15 protein-coding genes and 1 pseudogene are annotated in these 18003 nt (G+C 66.3%); 12 read left to right on the top strand and 4 right to left on the bottom strand.

All coding sequences use genetic code 11. The features are described from left to right. Together HWX36_RS37150 and HWX36_RS14815 are read left to right on the top strand one after the other, a co-directional pair. Nucleotides 1-120 (top strand): annotated as a pseudogene (locus HWX36_RS37150) (IS630 family transposase); the annotation flags it as partial. 156 nt (nt 121-276) lie between these two features. After that, a complete protein-coding gene (locus HWX36_RS14815; RefSeq protein WP_175952822.1) occupies nt 277-1842 on the top strand; it encodes a GMC family oxidoreductase N-terminal domain-containing protein in 1566 nt (521 codons plus the stop codon). Between the two features lie 92 nt (nt 1843-1934). On the opposite strand, the gene HWX36_RS14810 is transcribed toward HWX36_RS14815, so the two are convergent. Next, nucleotides 1935-2915 carry a helix-turn-helix domain-containing protein gene (locus HWX36_RS14810; RefSeq protein ID WP_175952821.1) on the bottom strand — a complete coding sequence of 327 codons (981 nt, stop codon included), beginning with the start codon at nt 2913-2915 and terminating at the stop codon, nt 1935-1937. A gap of 178 nt (nt 2916-3093) precedes the next feature. On the opposite strand from HWX36_RS14810, the gene HWX36_RS14805 reads away from it, so the two are divergent. The 10 genes from HWX36_RS14805 (at nt 3094) to HWX36_RS14760 (ending at nt 14816) form a co-directional block, all read left to right on the top strand. Further along, nucleotides 3094-3627: a 2,4'-dihydroxyacetophenone dioxygenase family protein gene (locus tag HWX36_RS14805; RefSeq protein ID WP_175952820.1), complete on the top strand. Its 534-nt coding sequence runs from the start codon at nt 3094-3096 to the stop codon at nt 3625-3627. 18 nt (nt 3628-3645) lie between these two features. Then, complete coding sequence (locus HWX36_RS14800; RefSeq protein WP_175952819.1) at nt 3646-4950, top strand: MFS transporter; 1305 nt, start codon at nt 3646-3648, stop codon at nt 4948-4950. A 1-nt stretch (nt 4951) separates the two neighbouring features. Continuing rightward, nucleotides 4952-6073 carry a 2,3-butanediol dehydrogenase gene (locus tag HWX36_RS14795; protein WP_175952818.1) on the top strand — a complete coding sequence of 374 codons (1122 nt, stop codon included), beginning with the start codon at nt 4952-4954 and terminating at the stop codon, nt 6071-6073. Next, nucleotides 6051-6773, top strand: a complete 723-nt coding sequence (locus HWX36_RS14790; RefSeq protein WP_175952817.1) for an SDR family NAD(P)-dependent oxidoreductase — start codon at nt 6051-6053, stop codon at nt 6771-6773. Before HWX36_RS14795 ends, HWX36_RS14790 begins: the two co-directional genes overlap by 23 nt. 178 nt (nt 6774-6951) lie before the next feature. Next, nucleotides 6952-8043 carry a porin gene (locus tag HWX36_RS14785; protein WP_175952816.1) on the top strand — a complete coding sequence of 364 codons (1092 nt, stop codon included), beginning with the start codon at nt 6952-6954 and terminating at the stop codon, nt 8041-8043. A gap of 559 nt (nt 8044-8602) precedes the next feature. After that, the gene (locus HWX36_RS14780) at nt 8603-9847 is read left to right on the top strand and encodes a hypothetical protein (protein ID WP_175952815.1); all 1245 of its coding nucleotides are present in this window, start codon (nt 8603-8605) and stop codon (nt 9845-9847) included. A gap of 82 nt (nt 9848-9929) precedes the next feature. Continuing rightward, entirely contained in the window at nt 9930-12050 is a 2121-nt protein-coding gene (locus HWX36_RS14775) for a LodA/GoxA family CTQ-dependent oxidase (RefSeq protein WP_175952814.1), read from the top strand. Between the two features lie 9 nt (nt 12051-12059). Continuing rightward, nucleotides 12060-13244 carry an NAD(P)/FAD-dependent oxidoreductase gene (locus tag HWX36_RS14770; RefSeq protein WP_175952813.1) on the top strand — a complete coding sequence of 395 codons (1185 nt, stop codon included), beginning with the start codon at nt 12060-12062 and terminating at the stop codon, nt 13242-13244. Nucleotides 13245-13484: 240 nt separating this feature from the next. Continuing rightward, nucleotides 13485-14039 (top strand): AidA/PixA family protein, encoded by a 555-nt coding sequence (locus HWX36_RS14765; RefSeq protein ID WP_175952812.1) that lies wholly within the window; start codon nt 13485-13487, stop codon nt 14037-14039. A gap of 204 nt (nt 14040-14243) precedes the next feature. Continuing rightward, on the top strand, nt 14244-14816 hold the full coding sequence (locus HWX36_RS14760) for an AidA/PixA family protein (RefSeq protein ID WP_175952811.1): 573 nt from the start codon (nt 14244-14246) through the stop codon (nt 14814-14816). 122 nt (nt 14817-14938) lie between these two features. On the opposite strand, the gene HWX36_RS14755 is transcribed toward HWX36_RS14760, so the two are convergent. The 3 genes from HWX36_RS14755 to HWX36_RS14745 form a co-directional block, all read right to left on the bottom strand. Further along, nucleotides 14939-17176, bottom strand: a complete 2238-nt coding sequence (locus HWX36_RS14755; RefSeq protein WP_175952810.1) for a TOMM precursor leader peptide-binding protein — start codon at nt 17174-17176, stop codon at nt 14939-14941. Between the two features lie 91 nt (nt 17177-17267). Then, nucleotides 17268-17630, bottom strand: a complete 363-nt coding sequence (locus HWX36_RS14750) for a BMA_0021/BMA_0022 family TOMM bacteriocin (protein WP_175952809.1) — start codon at nt 17628-17630, stop codon at nt 17268-17270. 16 nt (nt 17631-17646) lie between these two features. After that, on the bottom strand, nt 17647-17991 hold the full coding sequence (locus tag HWX36_RS14745; protein ID WP_175952808.1) for a BMA_0021/BMA_0022 family TOMM bacteriocin: 345 nt from the start codon (nt 17989-17991) through the stop codon (nt 17647-17649). Nucleotides 17992-18003 lie beyond the last annotated feature (12 nt).

Genomic DNA, 18003 nt, shown 5'->3' with positions numbered 1-18003 from the left:
CTCGACAAAAAGCTCATGCGCTACATCCGCCAATACAACAAGCAGGCCGCCCCGTTGAAGTGGAAGTACTCCGATCCAACTCGACGCATCCGGTGCAATTCATCCGGTTCAATGGACTAGTCAGTCCGCCGCCCACCACTCACCACCCGCCGCCGTGTCCCTGCGAGGCAAGCACGGCGTCCGTCCCGGTCAAATGGGGCCGCATAGCGGTCGCTAAGCTGGCTTCCTGCGCGGCGGCACTCGTTTCGCCGCCCGACAGCAAGGAGAAGATGCGGGATGGAGACGTACGACCATATCGTCGTCGGCGGCGGTTCGGCCGGCTGCACGGTTGCGCACCGGCTGGTGAAGGCAGGCAGGCGCGTGCTGCTGCTCGAGGACGGCCCGAAGGACGACAGCCTGTTCATCCGGATTCCGGCGACGTTCATCCGCGTGCTCGGCACGCGGCGCACGGTCACGTTCGAAAGCGAGCCGCAAGCCGGTGCGGCGGGGCGCAGGACCTACGTGCCGCAGGGCCGCACGCTCGGCGGCGGCAGTTCTGTCAACGCGATGCTGTACGTGCGCGGCACGCGCGACGACTACGACGACTGGGCCGCGCTCGGCTGCACGGGCTGGGGCTGGGACGACGTGCTGCCGGTGTTCAAGCGCGCCGAATCGCACCTGCGGCTCTCCGAGCCGTTTCACGGCACCGACGGGCCGCTGAGGGTCGGCGACACGCGCTTCCGGCACCCGTTGAGCCTCGCGTTCGTGAAGGCCGCGCAGGAAACCGGCATCGCGTACAACGACGATTTCAACGGCGCCGCGCAACAGGGCGTCGGCTTCTACCACACGACGATCTTCGACGGGCAGCGCGGCAGTACCGCGGCCACCTATCTCGCCGACGCGATCGGCCACCCGAACCTGCGCGTGCTGACCGGGTGCCGCGTCACGCGCATCCGGTTCGACGGCCGGCGGGCGGCCGGCGTCGACTGGCGGACGGAAAACGGCGCGACGGGTTCGGCCGCCGCGCACGCGGACATCGTGCTCGCGGCCGGCGCGCTGAGCACGCCGAAGCTGCTGATGCTGTCGGGCATCGGGCCCGGCGCGCACCTGCACGCGCACGGCATCGACGTGCTGCACGACAGCCGCGACGTCGGCGCGAACTACCAGGATCACCTCGAAGTCTCGATCTACGGCCGCAGCCACGCGCCGGTGAGCCTGCTGGGCGAGGATCGCGGGCTGAAGGCATTGCGGCACGGGCTGCAGTGGATGCTGTGCCGCACGGGCCTGCTGACGTCGAACGTCGTCGAATCCGGCGCGTTCGTCGATACCACCGGCAGCGGCCGCCCGGACATCCAGTTTCACGTGCTGCCGACGCTCGTCGGCGACGTCGACCGCGAGCCGCTGCGCGGCCACGGCCTGTCGATCAACCCGTGCCTGCTCCGGCCGCGCTCGCGCGGCTCCGTTCGATTGCGCGGCAACGATCCGGCCGCGCCGATCCTGTTCGACAGCGGCGCGCTGTCCGATCCGGCCGATGTCGACGGCCTCGTGCGCGGCGTCGCGCTCGCGCGGCAGATCATCCGCGCGCCGTCGCTCGCACGCATCGTGCGCGAAGCCGAGACACTGACCGACACGGCACTCGCCGACTACGTGCGGCGCCGCGCGAAAACCGTCTATCACCCGGCCGGCACCTGTCGCATGGGCCACGACGAGCATGCGGTCGTCACGCCGCGCCTCGCGGTGCAAGGCGTCGACGGATTGCGGATCTGCGATGCGTCGGTGATGCCGCGCATCGTATCCGGCAACACGAACGCGCCGGCGATCATGATCGCGGAGCGCTGCGCGGCGTTCATGCTGGCGGAGTGACGAAACGCGGCGCGGCACGCGTGCACCGCCGTTCACTGCACTGAACGGAAGAACGGCGCGTGAGACACGCGCCGTCACCTCCACTACCGGAATCAGCGCCCGGTCACACGCGCCGCCTCGCGCAGCGCCATCGGCGACGCACCGTAGCGCTCGCGAATCGCACGACTGAAGTGCGCCTGGCTCGAGAAGCCCCAGCGGAACGCGATTTCGCCGACGCTCGTCTTGCGCAGCCGCGCATCGGTCAGCTCGCGATGCGCATGCGACAGCCGCTCCGACCAGATGTGCTGCGTGATCGACTCGCCTTCGGCCGCAAAGATCCGGCTCAGATGCCGCAGCGACAGCCCGACCGCGTCGGCAACGGCTTGCGGCCCGAGTTCCGGGTCGCCGAGATGCGTCGCGATGTACTGCTTCGCGGTCAGCAGATACGACAGCGACGCACGCGACGCGCCCGCACCGTTCACCTCCGCATCGATGAGTTCCGCGATCAGCGTGCGCGTGTGCTCGGCGAAGCGTGCGGCGTCACGCTCGACCGGATCCTTCATGAAGCGCTCGACGCTCGCGTGCAACGTCGCGCCGAGCATCGCGCCCGCGCCGGGTTTCGGCGCGATCCGCAGCGGCAGCGCCGCCAGTTCCGCATCGAGCCGGTCGTCGAAGGTCGTCATCGGAATATCGATCAGCAGCTGCCGCATCGGCGTCAGGAATCCGAACAGATAGGGCACGCGCGTGTCGTAGACGACGACATCGCCGGCGTCCGCGAGCAGGCAGCGGTCGCGCTGGATGAAATACGCACGCCCGCTCAGGATCTGGCACGCAAACAGCGACTCCTTCGGCAACTGGCGCACCAGCGCGGGGCTGCGCTCGATCACGTGATCCTGGCCGCGGATATCCGCGACGCCGAGGCCCGGCAGCGCGATATCGGTCTTCTCGACCTCGAGCCCGGCCGGCGACAGCGACGAACAACGCAGGCCGACCAGCGTCGCCGCGTTGAACGCATCCCAGTACGCCATCCGGTCGCGCGCCGGCACGTCGGCCGTCGAGCCTCGCGTGCGTGAAAAAACGGTCGAATTCGTCACGTCGCCTCCTGCTGGCGCCTGTCGTGCGGCGCAGCACGAATTGGGGGATGGTTCGTCTGGATTCCGGTGCGATGCCATGTCCGGCGCGGTCAAGCAATTCGTCCAGCCCAGTCAAGAGCGGCGCGCACCGGCTGGCTAAAGTCGAGCCCACGACAACTCATACATCAGGAGACACACCGTGGTCGACAAAGCCGTAGCCGAATTCTGGCAAAACATTCCGCCGATTGCCAATCCGTTCAAGCCCGATGCGCTGCCCGAAGCGTACATCGCGGACGCGGCCACCGACGACGAGCGCTATTACGTTCCGTTCACCGAAACGGTTTCGTCACGGCCGCTGTGGATCTCGCCGTCGCAGAACAAATGGTGCGACATCCTGATGGCCAGGGAAGCCGGGCTCGTGAACCGCCACTATCACCCGCACGAGGTGTTCGCTTACACGCTGTCAGGCAAGTGGGGGTATCTGGAACACGAGTGGACCGCGACGCGCGGCGATTTCGTGTACGAGACGCCGGGCGAAGGCCACACGCTCGTCGCGTTCGATCACCCGGAGCCGATGCGCGCGTTCTTCATCGTCAAGGGCCCGCTGATCTGGCTCGACGAAGCAGGCAACCCCGACGGCTACTTCGACGTGCATTCGTACATCGCGATGTGCAAGGCGCACTACGAGAAGGTCGGCCTCGGCGCGCAAGCGATCGAGAAGCTGTTCCGCTGACGCGCGGCGAGGCTCACCATGACATCAGCTTCCTCCTCCAGATCCGCCTGGACGTACGAGAACAGGCTGCTGCTGATCCTGTTCATGACGTTCGGCTTCGTGTTCTTCGACCGCCTTGCGCTGTCGTTCCTGTTCCCGTTCATGTCGGCCGAGCTGCACCTGACCAACACGCAGCTCGGCATGGTGTCGTCCGCGCTCGCGCTCACGTGGGCATTGTCCGGTGCCGCGACGGGCGCGTGGTCCGATGCGCGGGGCACCCGCAAGCCGCTGCTGATCGCGGCCGTGCTCGGCTTTTCCGTGTGTTCCGCGCTGTCGGGGCTCGTCGGCGGCTTCGCGAGCCTGATCGCGTTCCGCGCGCTGATGGGCATCGCCGAAGGCCCCGTGCTGCCGCTGTCGCAATCGCTGATGGTCGAGAGCTCGACGCCGAGCCGCCGCGGGCTGAACATGGGCCTGCTGCAAGGCTCCGCCGCCGGCCTGCTCGGCGCGATGATCGGCCCGCCGGTGGTCATCGGCATCGCGACCGCGTACGGCTGGCGCCACGCGTTCTACGTGTCGTGCATCCCGGGTTTCCTGATCGCGTTCTGCATCTGGCGCTGGGTGCGCGAAGCGCCGCCCGGCGGCGTGCGGCACGCGCAGGCCGATACCGCCGGCGCGCTGGCCGCGAGCGGCGCGGCAGTCAGCCGCTGGGCGTTGCTGAAGGAACGCAACATCCTGCTCTGCATGCTGATCAGCTGCTTCTTCCTCACGTGGTTCATCGTGATCATCTCGTTCGCGCCGGTGTTCCTCGTGGAAAGCCGCCACCTGTCGCCGTCCGGCATGGGCGTCGTCATGACCTGCCTCGGCGCCGCGTGGGTGTTCTGGGGCTTCGCGGTGCCGGCGATCTCCGACCGGATCGGCCGCAAGCCGACGATGATCGCGTTCGCGCTGGTCGCGGCCGCGTGCCCGATCGTGATGATCCATGCCGGCTCGCTCTGGGCGCTCGGCGCGCTCGTGTTCGCCACGTACACGGGCCTCGGCTGCTTCACGCTGTTCATGGCGACGATCCCGGCCGAAACGGTGCCGCCGCGCGCGATCGCCAGCGCGCTCGGCCTGATCATGGGCGCGGGCGAGCTGATCGGCGGCTTCGTCGCACCGACCGTCGCCGGCTTCGCGGCCGACAAGTACGGCCTGCCGTTCGCGATGTGGACGTCGGCCGCCGGCGCGATTCTCGCGTGCGTGCTGTCGTTGGGCCTCGTCGAAACCGCGCCCGCCGTGCTGCGCAAGCGCGCCCTCGCCGGCGCGGCCGCGAGCCGTCTCGACGCACAAAACCTCGGGGGACGCTGACATGCGGGCACTTCAATGGCATGGCCCGCGCGACGTCCGTCTCGTGGAAATCGACCCGCCGCGCGTCGGACCTGGCGAGGTGCGCATCGCGGTCGCGTATTGCGGGATCTGCGGCAGCGACCTGCACGAGTACGCGGACGGCCCGCACGCGATCCCGGTCGACACGCCGCATGCGCTGTCGCGCCGCACCGCGCCGCTGACGCTCGGCCACGAGTTCTGCGGCACCGTCGTCGAAGTCGGCGACAGCGTGACGGCGCTGCGCGCGGGCGATCGCGTCGCGGTCGAGCCCGAGTATCGCTGCAGCCAGTGCGCGTATTGCCGCTCGGGGTCGTACAACCTGTGCGTGTCGATGGGTTTCGCCGGGCTGATGGGCGACGGCGGCATGGCCGACTTCGCGGTCGTGCCGGCCTACATGCTGCATCGGCTGCCCGACGGCGTGAGCCTCGAGCAGGCCGCGGTGATGGAGCCGGCCGCCGTTGCGCTGCACGCGCTGCGGCGTGCCGAACTGCGGCTCGGCGAGACCTGCGCGGTGTTCGGGCTCGGGCCGATCGGCCTGCTGCTGATCATGCTCGCGAAGCTGCAGGGCGCGACGACGATCGTCGCCGTCGACGTGTCGCCCGAACGGCTCGCGGCGGCCACGCGCTTCGGCGCGACGCATACGTTCGACGCGCGCGCACTCGGTGCGCTCGCGCTGCAGGACGCGATCCGCGCGGCCACGGGCGGGCTCGGCGTCGACGCCAGTTTCGAAGCGGCCGGGCTGCCCGTCACGTTCGAATCGGCCATGCAGGCGCTGCGCAAGGGCGGCCGCGTCGTGATGGTCGGCCTGATGCCGCATGCCGGCTTCGACGCCTTCCGCGCGGTCAACGACGAGCTGACCTTCACGGCGAGCGTCGGCTACCGGCATGCGTACGAAGACCTGCTGCGCATCGTCGCGTCGGGCGCGCTCGATCTCACGTCGATCGTCACGCGCACCGTGTCGCTCGAAGATGCCGTCGCCGACGGCTTCGACGCGCTGCTCGCCGATCGTACGCAGATCAAGATCCTGGTTTCCCCCGCGCAGCGGTCCGCCCGCCGCGCACACACTGTCGGGAGTGTCGAACATGAGTCACCGGTGGGCGTTTGAAGGCAAGACCGTCGTCGTGACGGGCGGCACGTCGGGCATCGGTGCGAGCACGGCCTGGCGCTTCGCGGAAGCGGGCGCGTCGGTCGTCGCGCTCGGGCTCAACATCACCGGCCCGCATTCGCCGGTGCATCCGCGCATCCGGTGCACGGAGCTGAACGTGACCGACAGCGACGCACTGACACGCACGATCGCCGCGTTGCCGCGGCTCGACGTGCTCGTCAACGGCGTCGGCATCAGCCGGCACGCGGACGAATACCGGATGGACCAGTTCGAGCTCGTGCTGAACGTGAACCTGACGTCGGTGATGCGCGCATCCGACGCCGCGTTGCCGGCGCTGTCGGCGCACGGCGGCAGCATCGTCAATGTCGCGTCGATGTATACGTACTTCGGCAGCAAGGACCGGCCCGCGTACAGCGCGAGCAAGGGCGGCGTCGCGCAGCTCACGCGCTCGCTCGCGCAGGCGTGGGCCGATCGCGGCATCCGCGTGAACGCGGTCGCGCCCGGCTGGATCGACACGCCGCTCAGCAGCGGGCTGATAGCCGACGCGCACGCGTCGCGGCAGATCCTCGATCGCACCCCGCTCGGGCGCTGGGGCACCGCCGACGAGGTCGCGAACGTGATCCTGTTCCTGTGCTCGCCCAGTGCGTCGTTCGTCACCGGTGCGATCGTGCCGGTGGACGGCGGATATTCGACGGTCTAGCCGCCCGGCGCACGGCGTGTCGGCGGGCAGGCAGTCGCTCCCGATGCGCCGTGCGCGACCCGGCCCCCTTCGGTTGCGCCCGAACCGGGATCGTCCCGGCTCGGGTTTATTCATATCAATCAGTAGTCCAATCAAAAATATCCGACCCGATCGGAAACATGTGAGGAGCACATTGGAGATGACGAAAAAGACCCTTCTGGCACTCGCGGCGTGCGCGATCCCTGCTGCGTCGTTCGCGCAGAGCAGCGTGACGATGTTCGGGCTGATGGATGCCGGCATCAGCTACGTCAGCAATCAGGGCGGCCACGGCGCCGCGAAATTCGACGACAACATCTTCTTTCCGAACCTGCTCGGTTTCGAAGGCAAGGAGGATCTCGGCGCAGGCACGCGCGCGATCTTCCGGCTCGTCAACCAGTATTCGCTCGGCAACGGCTCGATCATCGGCGGCGGGTTGTTCGGGCGCACCGCCTATGTCGGCCTGCAGAACGACCGGTACGGCACGCTGACGCTCGGCAACCAGTACGAGTTCATGGTCGACGCGCTGGCCGCGAGCGGCAACGAGATCGCGCAGGATCTCGTCGGCCTGTACGGCTTTCGCAACGGCCCGTTCGACAAGCTCGCGCTGCCGAACAACCCGACCGGCGCATTCGACTGGGATCGCGTCGCGGGCAGCAATCGCGTCGCGAATTCGGTCAAGTACACGAGTCCGTCGCTGTCGGGCCTGACGTTCGGCGCGCTGTACGGCTTCGGGAACGTCGCGGGGTCGGTCGGCGCGAACAACACGGTCAGCGTCGGCGCGAGCTACGACAACGGGCCGTTCGGCGCGGGCGCGGCCTATACGAACCAGAAGTACGGCGCGTCGGACGGGCTGCCGCCGACCAGCGTGCGCAACTGGGGCGCAGGCGCGCACTATACGCTCGGCACGGTCACCGCGAAGGCGCTCTTCACGACCGTGCACAACGCGCAAAACGGCGCGGGCGCGTGGTCGGCGGAGGCCGGTGCGGCGTGGCATCCGTCGGCTGCGTGGGTGATCGGCGCGTCGTACACGTACATGAAGGGCAACGATACGCTCGACAACGCGCATGCGCATCAGGTTCTGGCGGCCGTTCAGTACTGGCTGTCGAAGCGCACGATGGTGTACGTGGCGGGCGTGCATCAGCGCGCGAGCCACGGCAGCAACGCGCAGATCAACGGCGTGATGGACGCGAACGGCGCGTCGAGCGGCGCGCTGCAGTCGATCGCGCGGATCGGGTTCAGTACGCGGTTCTAGGTTCCAGCCCCTGCGAATCCTGTCGGCGGTCGTGCATCCGGATCGCCTGCCTCCGGAATTTGAGGGTGTATTCGGGCAGCCGCGTCGCCGTCGCTCTGTCAACGGCCAAAATTCGCAGAAAACCCGGCCGCTCGCGAAGCAGCTCGTCGTTTCCCTTTCAGTTCAATGACCCGCATCGGGAGCGCAACGCGCGACAGACCCGACGGCGTAATCACGTGTAATTGATTCGACCACATCGTCCATCTAGCCTTGGATTCGAACGGGATTGCCCGATCGAATGACGACGGCGCCGCGCAGCCGGGCACGCGCCGGCCTGCTTTCGGCGCAACTCGTGTGTCATGAACCGGGATGCCCGGACGCGGCGGCATGCGCGATCCGGAACGACACGTCGTCGCTCCGTCTCCACCATCGATGAAGCGAGCCGATCGCCTCGCATTGCGACACAGGCCGGTACGGCAAGCGCAATGCGTCGAACCGCATCCGGCGCCTTGCCCCACTGACAATTGAACGAGCGGAGCATCCAATGAAAAGCCTTGGCACTTGCGTGGCGATCGCCTTGATGAGCTGCTGCACCGGTTTCAGTCAGACCGCGGCGGCACAAACGTGCACTGCATTCGACACGTGGTTTACACCCGCCGGCATCACCGAGCCGAATTTCCTCAATCCCCAGTTCCAGGATCCGAGTAGCAAACAGAACGAGAACTGCAACTTCCACAGATTCTCCTGGCATGCGTTCCTGTGGCTCACCGACACTTTCAATGGCGCGCCGCGCTTCAACAGCCTGTATTCCGATGCCGCAATCGACCCGAACGCCGCGGCGCCCACCGAGCACGTGCTCGACGGTGTGCAACAGGCGGATTCGCTCGGCATCGTGGTCGACCAGAACGGCCGCGCGGTCTACACGAACATGTACATCAATTCCATTTATCGCGATTTCGCGATCTCGAATCGGCTGTACACGCGTGCGGGTATGAAGAAGGCGTCACCCAAGCTCGAATTCACGAACGGCGCGCTGTCGCTCAAGGCCGCGTGGAAAATCGTCGGTGCGAATGAAGACACGAGCCGCTTCTATACGACCACCGCGAAGATCCAGCTGCTGTCGAAGATCGGCAATTCCGTCGGCATCCCGCCGCAACCCAAGACCGCCACCGTGAAGGTCGCGCTGGTCGGGTTTCATATCGCGTGGGTCGTCAATGGTCATCCGGAGGCGATCTGGTCGACGTTCGAGCACGTCGACAATGCGCCGGACTTCAAGACCGACCAGCAACCGTCGCAGCCGGTCTCCGACAAGTCGTTCACGTTCTACAAGGCGGGCACCAAGGCTTCGGATTGCAACGTCAACAATGCGTCGCGGGTGACGATCGACGAGAAGACCCAGATACTGACCCCGATCACGCAGGTGTGCCGGCAATACCAGTTCGGCGGGGCAGACGTCGAGATCAACCAGCCCAACATCGAGCAACTCAACAGCGACATCCTGGCCCGTCTGGTGAAGCGCAATTCCATCTGGCAGTACTACAGGGAAGTGGGCGCGGTCTGGATCAAGGATCCCGACGAGCCGTTCCGCCCCAACTGGAACCCCAACGTCGACCCCGCGCCCATCCGCGGCGCACCGAAGCTGTCCAACTCGGTCATCGAAACCTTCACGCAGAACCAGGTTTCGAAGAATCAATGCTTCAGCTGTCACAACTCGATGGCCGTCACCGACACCAACGACCTGACACTGACGCTGCCGGGCAAGGAAATCAGCACCAGCCACATCCTGCTGCGCAAGTACATGAACAACCCGCAGATCCAGCGATAGCGCCGGCACGGTTCCGCTTCAGTCCATCCGTGCAGGACGGCGACATCCTGCACGATCGCCATCGAGCTTCCAGAGGCCCGTCATGTCAAACACGAAGTTACGCATCCATCCCGCCATCGGATTCGCGCGTGTCGGTAGCAGCCAGGAGTACTACATTGCGCCGGAGACCTCGGCCGGGTTACCGATCGCCGGGCAAGCCCTCACGGGAGGGCTGCCGATCAAGCCGGGCACGGAAAATACGCCGATCAGCAGCAGCGACCTGCGCGATGCCCAGGGGCGCCTCAAGCGACAAGCCGCGCGCTTCAGGATCTATCAGTACGATGACGCGACGTTGAACCGCTATCCGTCCGGGTCGGGCACCGAAGTCGTGATCGGCTCGTCGGTGGACGGCAAGGTCGTGAAGGACATCGTGTGGACCGTACACCTCGCCAACAAGAAGGCTAACTGCTGGGTGCTGGAAGCGACTCCTGCGGGACTGCCCGCCTACGAGAACGACAAGCATCCGCCGATCCGCAACGCGGGTTTCGCGTCGACGTCCGATCCTTCGAACAAGACGCGGCTCCAAAAGCTCGTCATCGATGCGGGGCCGCGTGCGATCAAGGCATCCGCGGGCGGAACCGTCGCGTTCGACAAGAACACGCGGGCGAGCTATGGCTCGTCCTCCGGCGATGTGGTCGACGTGCCGCGTTATCCGATCTCGTTTCCCGCGTCGAACGTGGCGAACTTGCCGCCCGCATCGGGAAGCACGCCGATCACCACGCTCGGCGCGATGACCACGGAGCCGAACGGGCGCCTGCTCGTGCTGGGCGCATTCGGCCTTGCGTGCGGATTCGACGCCGACGGCCGCGCGACCGACGACGCCCCCCTGGGGGGGGATGTCGACAACGACAACTGGCTCGACGATACCGGCGACGGGCCGGTGACCGCGTGGATCGTTTTCAGCGACGGCACGGCGCGCGCCGCCGACAGTAGCGCATGGGTGGTGTCGACCGATCCCGCATACGCGCCTCAGACGAGAAACGTCGTGACGCTGTGGGACGAGATCCTGACCATGTGGATCGAGACATTCCAGTTGCGGCCCGACATCCACAACGGCCTCGCTTACCGGCAGGACTTCCGGCCGTCGTTCGACGAGCACGTCTTCCCGATCCTGCGCGCGGCATCCTTGCAGATGTGGAATACCAACTTGCCGGCCAAGGCAATGAAGAGCCACGAGAATATAGACCAGCTGACGGCCGCCAAGCCGCCCTTCGACATCATGTCGTTCATTCGGAATCCGCATCCGGATTCGCCGTCGTCGAAGGTCGGCTCGCCGCTGATGCCGCTCGCGCTGGGCGACAACCAGCGCAGCTTCCTGACCCTGACCGACGCACAGTACTTTTTCGTCAATCAATGGGCGAACGGCATGTCCGAGCAAGCCACGCCGGCGTCGTACGGCCCCGGCGAGGCGCTCGACAGGATCGTGCTCTCGAACTGCCTCGGCGGGCGCCTCAGCCCCGGCATCGACCTGACGTTCATCGTCCGCGATCCCAACCTGTACAACCCGAGCTGGTCGGCCGATCACGCGGTCGGCCCGGTGGTCGGCCCGTTCCGCATCAATATGCGCAAGCTCGACTACACGACCGTCAGCGCAAACCAGCCGTTCCTCGGTGTCGGTTATTTCCCGCGGCGCGATGCCAAGGTCGAGCCGGGCGACCTGTGCAAGTTCATGTCGATTCCGTGGCACACCGACTACAACTCCTGTGCAACGCACCTGCCCTCGCCCAATCCGGGCGCCGAGATCAAGCCGGACGGCAGCAACGTCTATAGCGGCGTGAACACGACCTTGTACTGGTCCTGGCCCGCGCAGCGGCCGGTGGCCGTCTACACGTACGACGACCTGGTCGCGAACCACGGCGAGCTGCCCGTGCAGCGCTACTCGTTACGCGGGGAAGGCACGGCCGCCATTCAGCAGGATTCGACCAGGACATTCAACTCGCCGCCCATGAATGTCGGGCGCTATCAGAATCGCGTCGACATCCTGCTCAACTGGGACAAGATCGGCTTCGTCATACAGGGCGTGGCGATCGACCGATACGACGGCAGTTATCCGCCGAACTACTACCTCGAAGTGCAAAGCCTCTTCAAGAGGGACTACAGCAACCTCGTTCAACCGTGGCCCAACACCGTGACCGACACGCTCCTGCCCCCCGACAACAGTTGAGGTCGCGCGATGCACGCCGAACAGGTCACGCCAATGCCGACCATCGAACGATCGGATTCGCCGGTGCCCGGCCAGGCCTATTACCGGGTCGCCGTAATCGGCGGCGGCCCGGCGGGCAGCAGTTGCGCGCTGGCGTTGGCAAGGGCCGGCATCGCCGACGTCCTGGTCGTCGAAGCCGGTTCCTACGCCGACGCGCGGATCGGCGAGAGCATTCCGCCGGAGAGCCGGATCCTGTTCCGGCGCCTCGGCATCGACGAAGCCTTCGTCGCGCAGGCGCACGAGCCCTGCTACGGCAGCTGCTCGTACTGGGGCAGCGACAAGCGCGGCTATAACGATTCCGTGCTGAGCCCGCACGGGCATGGCTGGCATCTCGACCGGCGCAAGTTCGACGCATTCCTCGCGTCGCGAGCGCGCGCCGCGGGCGCGGAATTGCTGACCGGGCATGCGCTTCTGGCATCCGGGCCCGGCGACCCGTCCGGGTACACGTTGAGCCTGGGACGCGCGGCACATGTCGCGTCGCGGGTTCGGGCGGATTTCGTCGTGGACGCAAGCGGCGCACGCTCGGTATTTGCCCGGCAGCGCGGCGCGACGCGGCTCGATTCGAATCCGCTGATCTGCATTGCGGCAAGGCTTGCACGGCCGGACGCCGGCGCGCCCGCTTCGATGCTGACTCACCTCGAGGCGGTCGAGCATGGCTGGTGGTACCTCGCGTCCGTGCCCGACAATACGGTCGTCGTGATGTTCGCCACGCATGCGCAGGCAGTCCGGACAATGCGGCTGCATCAGCCCGAACCCTGGCATCGCATGTTGCGGGCTGCGCGGCGCACCTGGCAGCTCGCGTGCGACCTGGGCCTGGATCTGCTGGATCTGCGCCTGAAATCGTATCCAGCGCCGTCCCAACATCTCGACCGGCTGCATGGCGATTGCTGGCTGGCAATCGGCGATGCCGCGTCGGCCTACGATCCCATCACCGCTCAAGGCATCATCAAGTCGCTATCGCATGGCGTCGCGGCGGCGGAAGCGATCCAGAAGCGGATGGGCGGCGATCCTGATGCGCTGGACGCGTTCTCGCGAATGGTGCAAGCGCAATACCGGCACTACCTGCAGATGCGGCGTCACTTCTACAGCCTCGAACAGCGTTGGCCGGAAGCGGATTTCTGGCGGCAGTGCACCGAGCCGTCGAACCTCGGATGACGCGCGGCCGCGACACGGTTGTCCTGCGTTGGCACCGTCACGCATCGCGCGCCGCGTCACACATGCACTGTAACCACGTGTAATCGATTCGCATAACGAATCTTCGTACGCTGTCGATACTCTTCCGCGCGCCCGATTTCTCCGAGGGCGCCGCTTCACAGGATGGGAGAGGTGCGGGCGCCACGAGCGTCGTCACTCAGCAACGTGTTTCGCCAACGATAAGGCGTGAAAGGAACTGCCATGTCTCAGATCTTGAGTACCTACAACATCGTCGACGTCCTGACCGCGTTCGATGTGGAAAGAATCCTGGGCTATCAAAAGCCGCACAACCAACTCAGCAAGGATCCGTCAACACCGACCCTGTTGCCGTCCAACGGCTACGACGAGGTCTACATGATCACCACGGACCGGAACGTCATTTCCGGCCAGGCCGGCAGCAATCTGAGCATGCGCGCCGAGGTCAACGACGTCATCCGGTGGCGCACGATTTCGCTGACCGACGTGGCGGACTACAAGTGCTTCATTCACACGTTCAAGTTCTCGTACATCTCGACCCCGGACGACCCGCCGCTGTCCACCCCGAAGTTCGAGCATACCCACCCGAGCGAGCCCGATCCCGCGCCGGGCTGGCCGAACAACGGCGTGAAGGAACGGCCGGGCTCGGACTTCTACTGGCACGCCACCGCGCGACGCCAGGGCACGGCGACCTATACGTTCGTCGTCGCCGTGTACCAGCACCACGGCGAGCTGGTGGGCTACTTCCAGTGGGACCCGTCGATCACGATCCGCTACTGAGCGCGAACGGGCGCCGCGATTGCCGCGAACGCCGTTGCCGCCCCAGGGCGCCCGGCAGCTTTCGGCGGGCAGGCTCAACCGGCCCGCTGTTCGCTCCCGGCAATTTCCGAACGTCCGACCATGCTGCACCCAGGCGGCTCGAAAGCCGGAAGGGCCGCTACGTGACACTCCGCTTTTCAACGCTCACGCTCGAAAGGAACTGCCATGCCTGAAATTCTGAGTACCTACAACATCATCGATGTCCTGACCGCGTTCGATGTCGAGGAAATCCTGAGAAGGAACAACAACTCGCTCAGTTCGAAGCCGGGTACGGCGACGTCCCTCGGGAGCAATCCGGATACCGTCTACATGATTACCACGCTGGCGAATGCGGCGTATGGCTACGGCCAGGGCCCGAAGCCGGGCACGAACCAGGGCGAGGCCGGCAGCAATTTGCGGATCAAGGCCAACGTCAACGACGTGATTCGCTGGCGCACCGTGTCGCTGACCGACACGGCGGACTACAAGTGCTTCCTGTACAGCTTCAAGGCGTTCGGCGTCAATCGGCTGGGCGACATCTCGTACATCACCGCCAACATCATGGAGCCTTATCCTGCACCGGGCTGGCCCGAGAACAACCGGGTGAACGAAGAGCCGAGCGCGGACTACTACGCGCAAGCCACCGTGCGCAGCCCCGGCGACGAAACCTATACGTTCGTCGTCGCGATTTACGACCGGCACGCGCAACTGAAGGGCTACGTCACGTGGGATCCGTACATCACCATCAGCGAACGGTGATCTCCAGCCGGCGCCTCCGACACGACCGACGTCGCGATCGGAACCAGATGCCGGGCGGCTTGCGGCGGGCGGAATCTGCCCGCCCGCCGCTTCCCGCTATCGCTGGCGGACAATCCGTCAGATCACAGAAACAGCAGCGCCGGATTCAGTTCCTGTTCGCCGCACGGCTGCGCGCACCATCCCAGTTCCACCGGAACCGAGTAAAGCCGTCGCGCGCCAAAACGCGGCCAGAAATGGCACAGCCCCGGCGCGATGACCTGCACCACGGACAAGCCGATGTCGGGCCGCGTCTTGTCGACGACGAGCACGTCCATGCCGGCCGCCGCGATGCGCCCGACGCAATGCGCGAGCGCCGCCGGCAACGACGCAGCGTCGATCGGCTGCCACGTCGCGCGCGTCGTGCAGCGCACACCGTTCGCCGGATACAGGAATCCGGTTGCCGAAAGCTTGTCGCGATCCCACGGGTGCGGCGCCTCCGCTGCGACATCGAGCAACTGGTTGACTTCGGTCAGCGCCCGCTGCACCGCGATTCGACCATCCGGATGGCAGCCGAAGCCGATCGAGAAACGCCCGTCCTGCGGATTTTCCGCCAGCGCGGCCACGGCCGGCACCCCGAGATCGGTGGTGATGTCGAGCGCCCACAAACGCCACCCGAACGTCGCGTACTCGCGAACGAGCGCATCGAAATACGGATCGTCGAAACTCGCGAGATCGATGCCGGGGCGCGGGATCCGGTTGTACCACCAGATCGCGACCGCATCGCGCTCGATCAGTTCGAGCATGCCCTGCAAAATCGCCTCGTCGACGCTCGATCCTGCCGCGCAGCCGTTGGGATTGTGCACGCATGCGGCGTGCGCCTGCGCACTGTCGGGCGTTTCCGCATAGCAGTAGCTCAGCGGCACGAGGTGGCGCCTGCCGGTCGCGAGCGACCAGGCCGGCGTCCAGTCGATGACGTCGCGCACCGTGAAGCGCGGCGGCACCTGTTTTCGAACATCGCGGGTCAATGCGTTGATCGCATCGCGCGCGTCGAATTGCCGTTCGCTGAACTGCTGAAGATCGTTCACGTGAATCGGTACGGCGTCGCATGCCGGATCGGCGAGCAGGCTTTCGATGCTTCCGGTCAGCGTCGCTTCGTCGCCTTGATACACGCTGCTGAATCGTTCGAGCGCCTCGCATAGCGCGCTCACCCGGGCTTGATCGTCGGTGCGGCCTTTACCTGAACAGATCCTGTCGAACCGGTTGCTGGCCGGCACGGCTGCCGGACACACGAGAAAGCCCGACGCATAGACCTTGCGCAGGCCCGCGTGTCGCTTCGGCATCGGGTGCAGATACGCGATCGCGCCGCTGACCGGCGATATCAGATGGGCATAACGCTCGAACACCTGTTGCGGATCGGCGGTGCGGTAGCCGCCGTCGGCGCGCGCCAACGGCGCATGATCGGCGAGACGCGGCGCCCGCGCCGCCTGCTCGCGCATCCACGCGGGGTTGCCACAGCACGGGCATTGCGGACGCTTCAGCACGCGGTGCCGCTCGGCGGCCAACGTGTCGATGCGCTGCGCCACGATATGCGTTTCCAACCGTTCCGATGCCGTGCGGTTGACCGCGATCTGCTCGACCGTCGCCGCCACGAGCGCCGCCGCTGCAGCTGCCCCGGCACGCGAGGCGGCCGGCGGCAGACGCGTCGCGTCGCTGCCGTGATGGCGCGCAAGCAGCGCCTCGACAGGCCGGTTGATGCGAATCCAGTAGCGCACGCATTCGATGCACGGCGCGTCGGCCGGCGCGCCGCTGCCGGCCAGCAACGGCCCGATCAGCGTCTGCACGCCGCTGGCCGCCACGACGAGCAATGCCCCGCCGCGCGCCGCCACACGGGCGGCGCACGCGGCGAGATCGTCGCGATCGTGCGTATCGGCGATCGCGACGGTCAATTCGGCGTCCGGCACGACATCGATGCCGGCCGTGTCGAGCGCGCGCCGGAGCGCCGCATCGTCGGCGCCGAACGCCTCGACCGCGACGCGCAGTTGAACGACGCGCGCACACGCCGCGTCGCCGTCGAGTCCGGCGCGCTCGAAGAAACCGCGTGCCGCATCGGCGTCGTGCGGCGAGTCGGCGCGCACGTAGCCGCGACGCACCAGGTGATCGAGCCGCGCGAGCACATCCCATTCTCCGAACGTGCCGGCAAGCGATGTCACGATCTCGGCGATCGTCATCCGCGCCCGCAAACACGCGGCGATTCGCACGAAGATCGCGCCGGACAGCATCGCGCGTTTGAATTCGTCGACGACGAACAGCGTCTCGGGGCCCGCATCGAGCACCAGCAAATGCGGTTTGAAGCGCAACACACGCGAAAAGTCATCAAGCATCGTCGGATTCCGTGCGGCGGGTAAAAAAACATCGCGCGCCCCGGGCGGCCGGCCCGGGCCGCGCGACGGTGCGCGGCTCGGCCGCGCCAGGTCAGCAGCAGGTGAACAGGTAGCTCTGCCCGGCGTCGCAGTAAGCCGCGAGCGCGACGGCCTCTTCGTCCAGGTTCGTCGGTTGCTCCGGTATGCCGACCGTCATCACGTTGCGCGGCAGGTTCCAGCTACCGCTGCCGTTTCCGTCGCTCGTCCAGCCATGATCGCCGCCCGCTTTGACGACCTCGATGTCGATGATCCACGGGCACTGGTAACCGAAGTATTTCGCGAGCGTCTCCAGCGGTTTCTCCAGCAGCTCACCCTTGAACTCCGGGTTCCGCCACGAGAGCGCGATCGCACGCAGATAGACCTTCTGAAACTCCAGCATCGATTCGAGCGTCGGATTAGCGTTGTCCTTTGCCATGTCGGTTTCCCCGAGGTCATTCCATGATGGTGATGTGGTTCGCGTTGTACGCGGCCAGTGCCTGCGCGAATTGCGCCTCGTCCGCCGGCGCGGGCGGCAGAAACAGGGTGAGCTTGTTTTTCCGGCCGGACGTCCAGTCGCCGTTGACGCTCGGTGTCCAGGCCGACGACTTGGTCTGCACCTTCAGGTCGAGCTTGAACGGAAAGTGATAGCCGAAATGCTCGCGCAACGCGTGGACCGGATCGGCCTCGAGTTCGTCGAGAAACGCCGGGGAATGCCACGCGAGGGCGATCGCCCGAATGACGGTTGCCCGGTACTCGAGAAACTGTTCGTACGTCGGTAATCGAAGATCCTTGCTCATCGGTATGTTCTC

Source organism: Burkholderia sp. BCC0405 (genome assembly GCF_902833075.1).
GTDB lineage: Bacteria > Pseudomonadota > Gammaproteobacteria > Burkholderiales > Burkholderiaceae > Burkholderia.
This window is presented reverse-complemented; position numbering and strand designations above follow the sequence as displayed.

Bases quoted from the DNA above. Each gene is read 5' to 3' on its own strand.
- HWX36_RS14815 (WP_175952822.1), top strand. From the start codon at position 277: ATGGAGACGTACGACCATATCGTCGTCGGCGGCGGTTCGGCCGGCTGC.
- HWX36_RS14800 (WP_175952819.1), top strand. From the start codon at position 3,646: ATGACATCAGCTTCCTCCTCCAGATCCGCCTGGACGTACGAGAACAGG.
- HWX36_RS14795 (WP_175952818.1), top strand. From the start codon at position 4,952: ATGCGGGCACTTCAATGGCATGGCCCGCGCGACGTCCGTCTCGTGGAA.
- HWX36_RS14790 (WP_175952817.1), top strand. From the start codon at position 6,051: ATGAGTCACCGGTGGGCGTTTGAAGGCAAGACCGTCGTCGTGACGGGC.
- HWX36_RS14785 (WP_175952816.1), top strand. From the start codon at position 6,952: ATGACGAAAAAGACCCTTCTGGCACTCGCGGCGTGCGCGATCCCTGCT.
- HWX36_RS14780 (WP_175952815.1), top strand. From the start codon at position 8,603: ATGAGCTGCTGCACCGGTTTCAGTCAGACCGCGGCGGCACAAACGTGC.
- HWX36_RS14775 (WP_175952814.1), top strand. From the start codon at position 9,930: ATGTCAAACACGAAGTTACGCATCCATCCCGCCATCGGATTCGCGCGT.
- HWX36_RS14770 (WP_175952813.1), top strand. From the start codon at position 12,060: ATGCACGCCGAACAGGTCACGCCAATGCCGACCATCGAACGATCGGAT.
- HWX36_RS14765 (WP_175952812.1), top strand. From the start codon at position 13,485: ATGTCTCAGATCTTGAGTACCTACAACATCGTCGACGTCCTGACCGCG.
- HWX36_RS14760 (WP_175952811.1), top strand. From the start codon at position 14,244: ATGCCTGAAATTCTGAGTACCTACAACATCATCGATGTCCTGACCGCG.
- HWX36_RS14755 (WP_175952810.1), bottom strand. From the start codon at position 17,176: ATGCTTGATGACTTTTCGCGTGTGTTGCGCTTCAAACCGCATTTGCTG.
- HWX36_RS14750 (WP_175952809.1), bottom strand. From the start codon at position 17,630: ATGGCAAAGGACAACGCTAATCCGACGCTCGAATCGATGCTGGAGTTT.
- HWX36_RS14745 (WP_175952808.1), bottom strand. From the start codon at position 17,991: ATGAGCAAGGATCTTCGATTACCGACGTACGAACAGTTTCTCGAGTAC.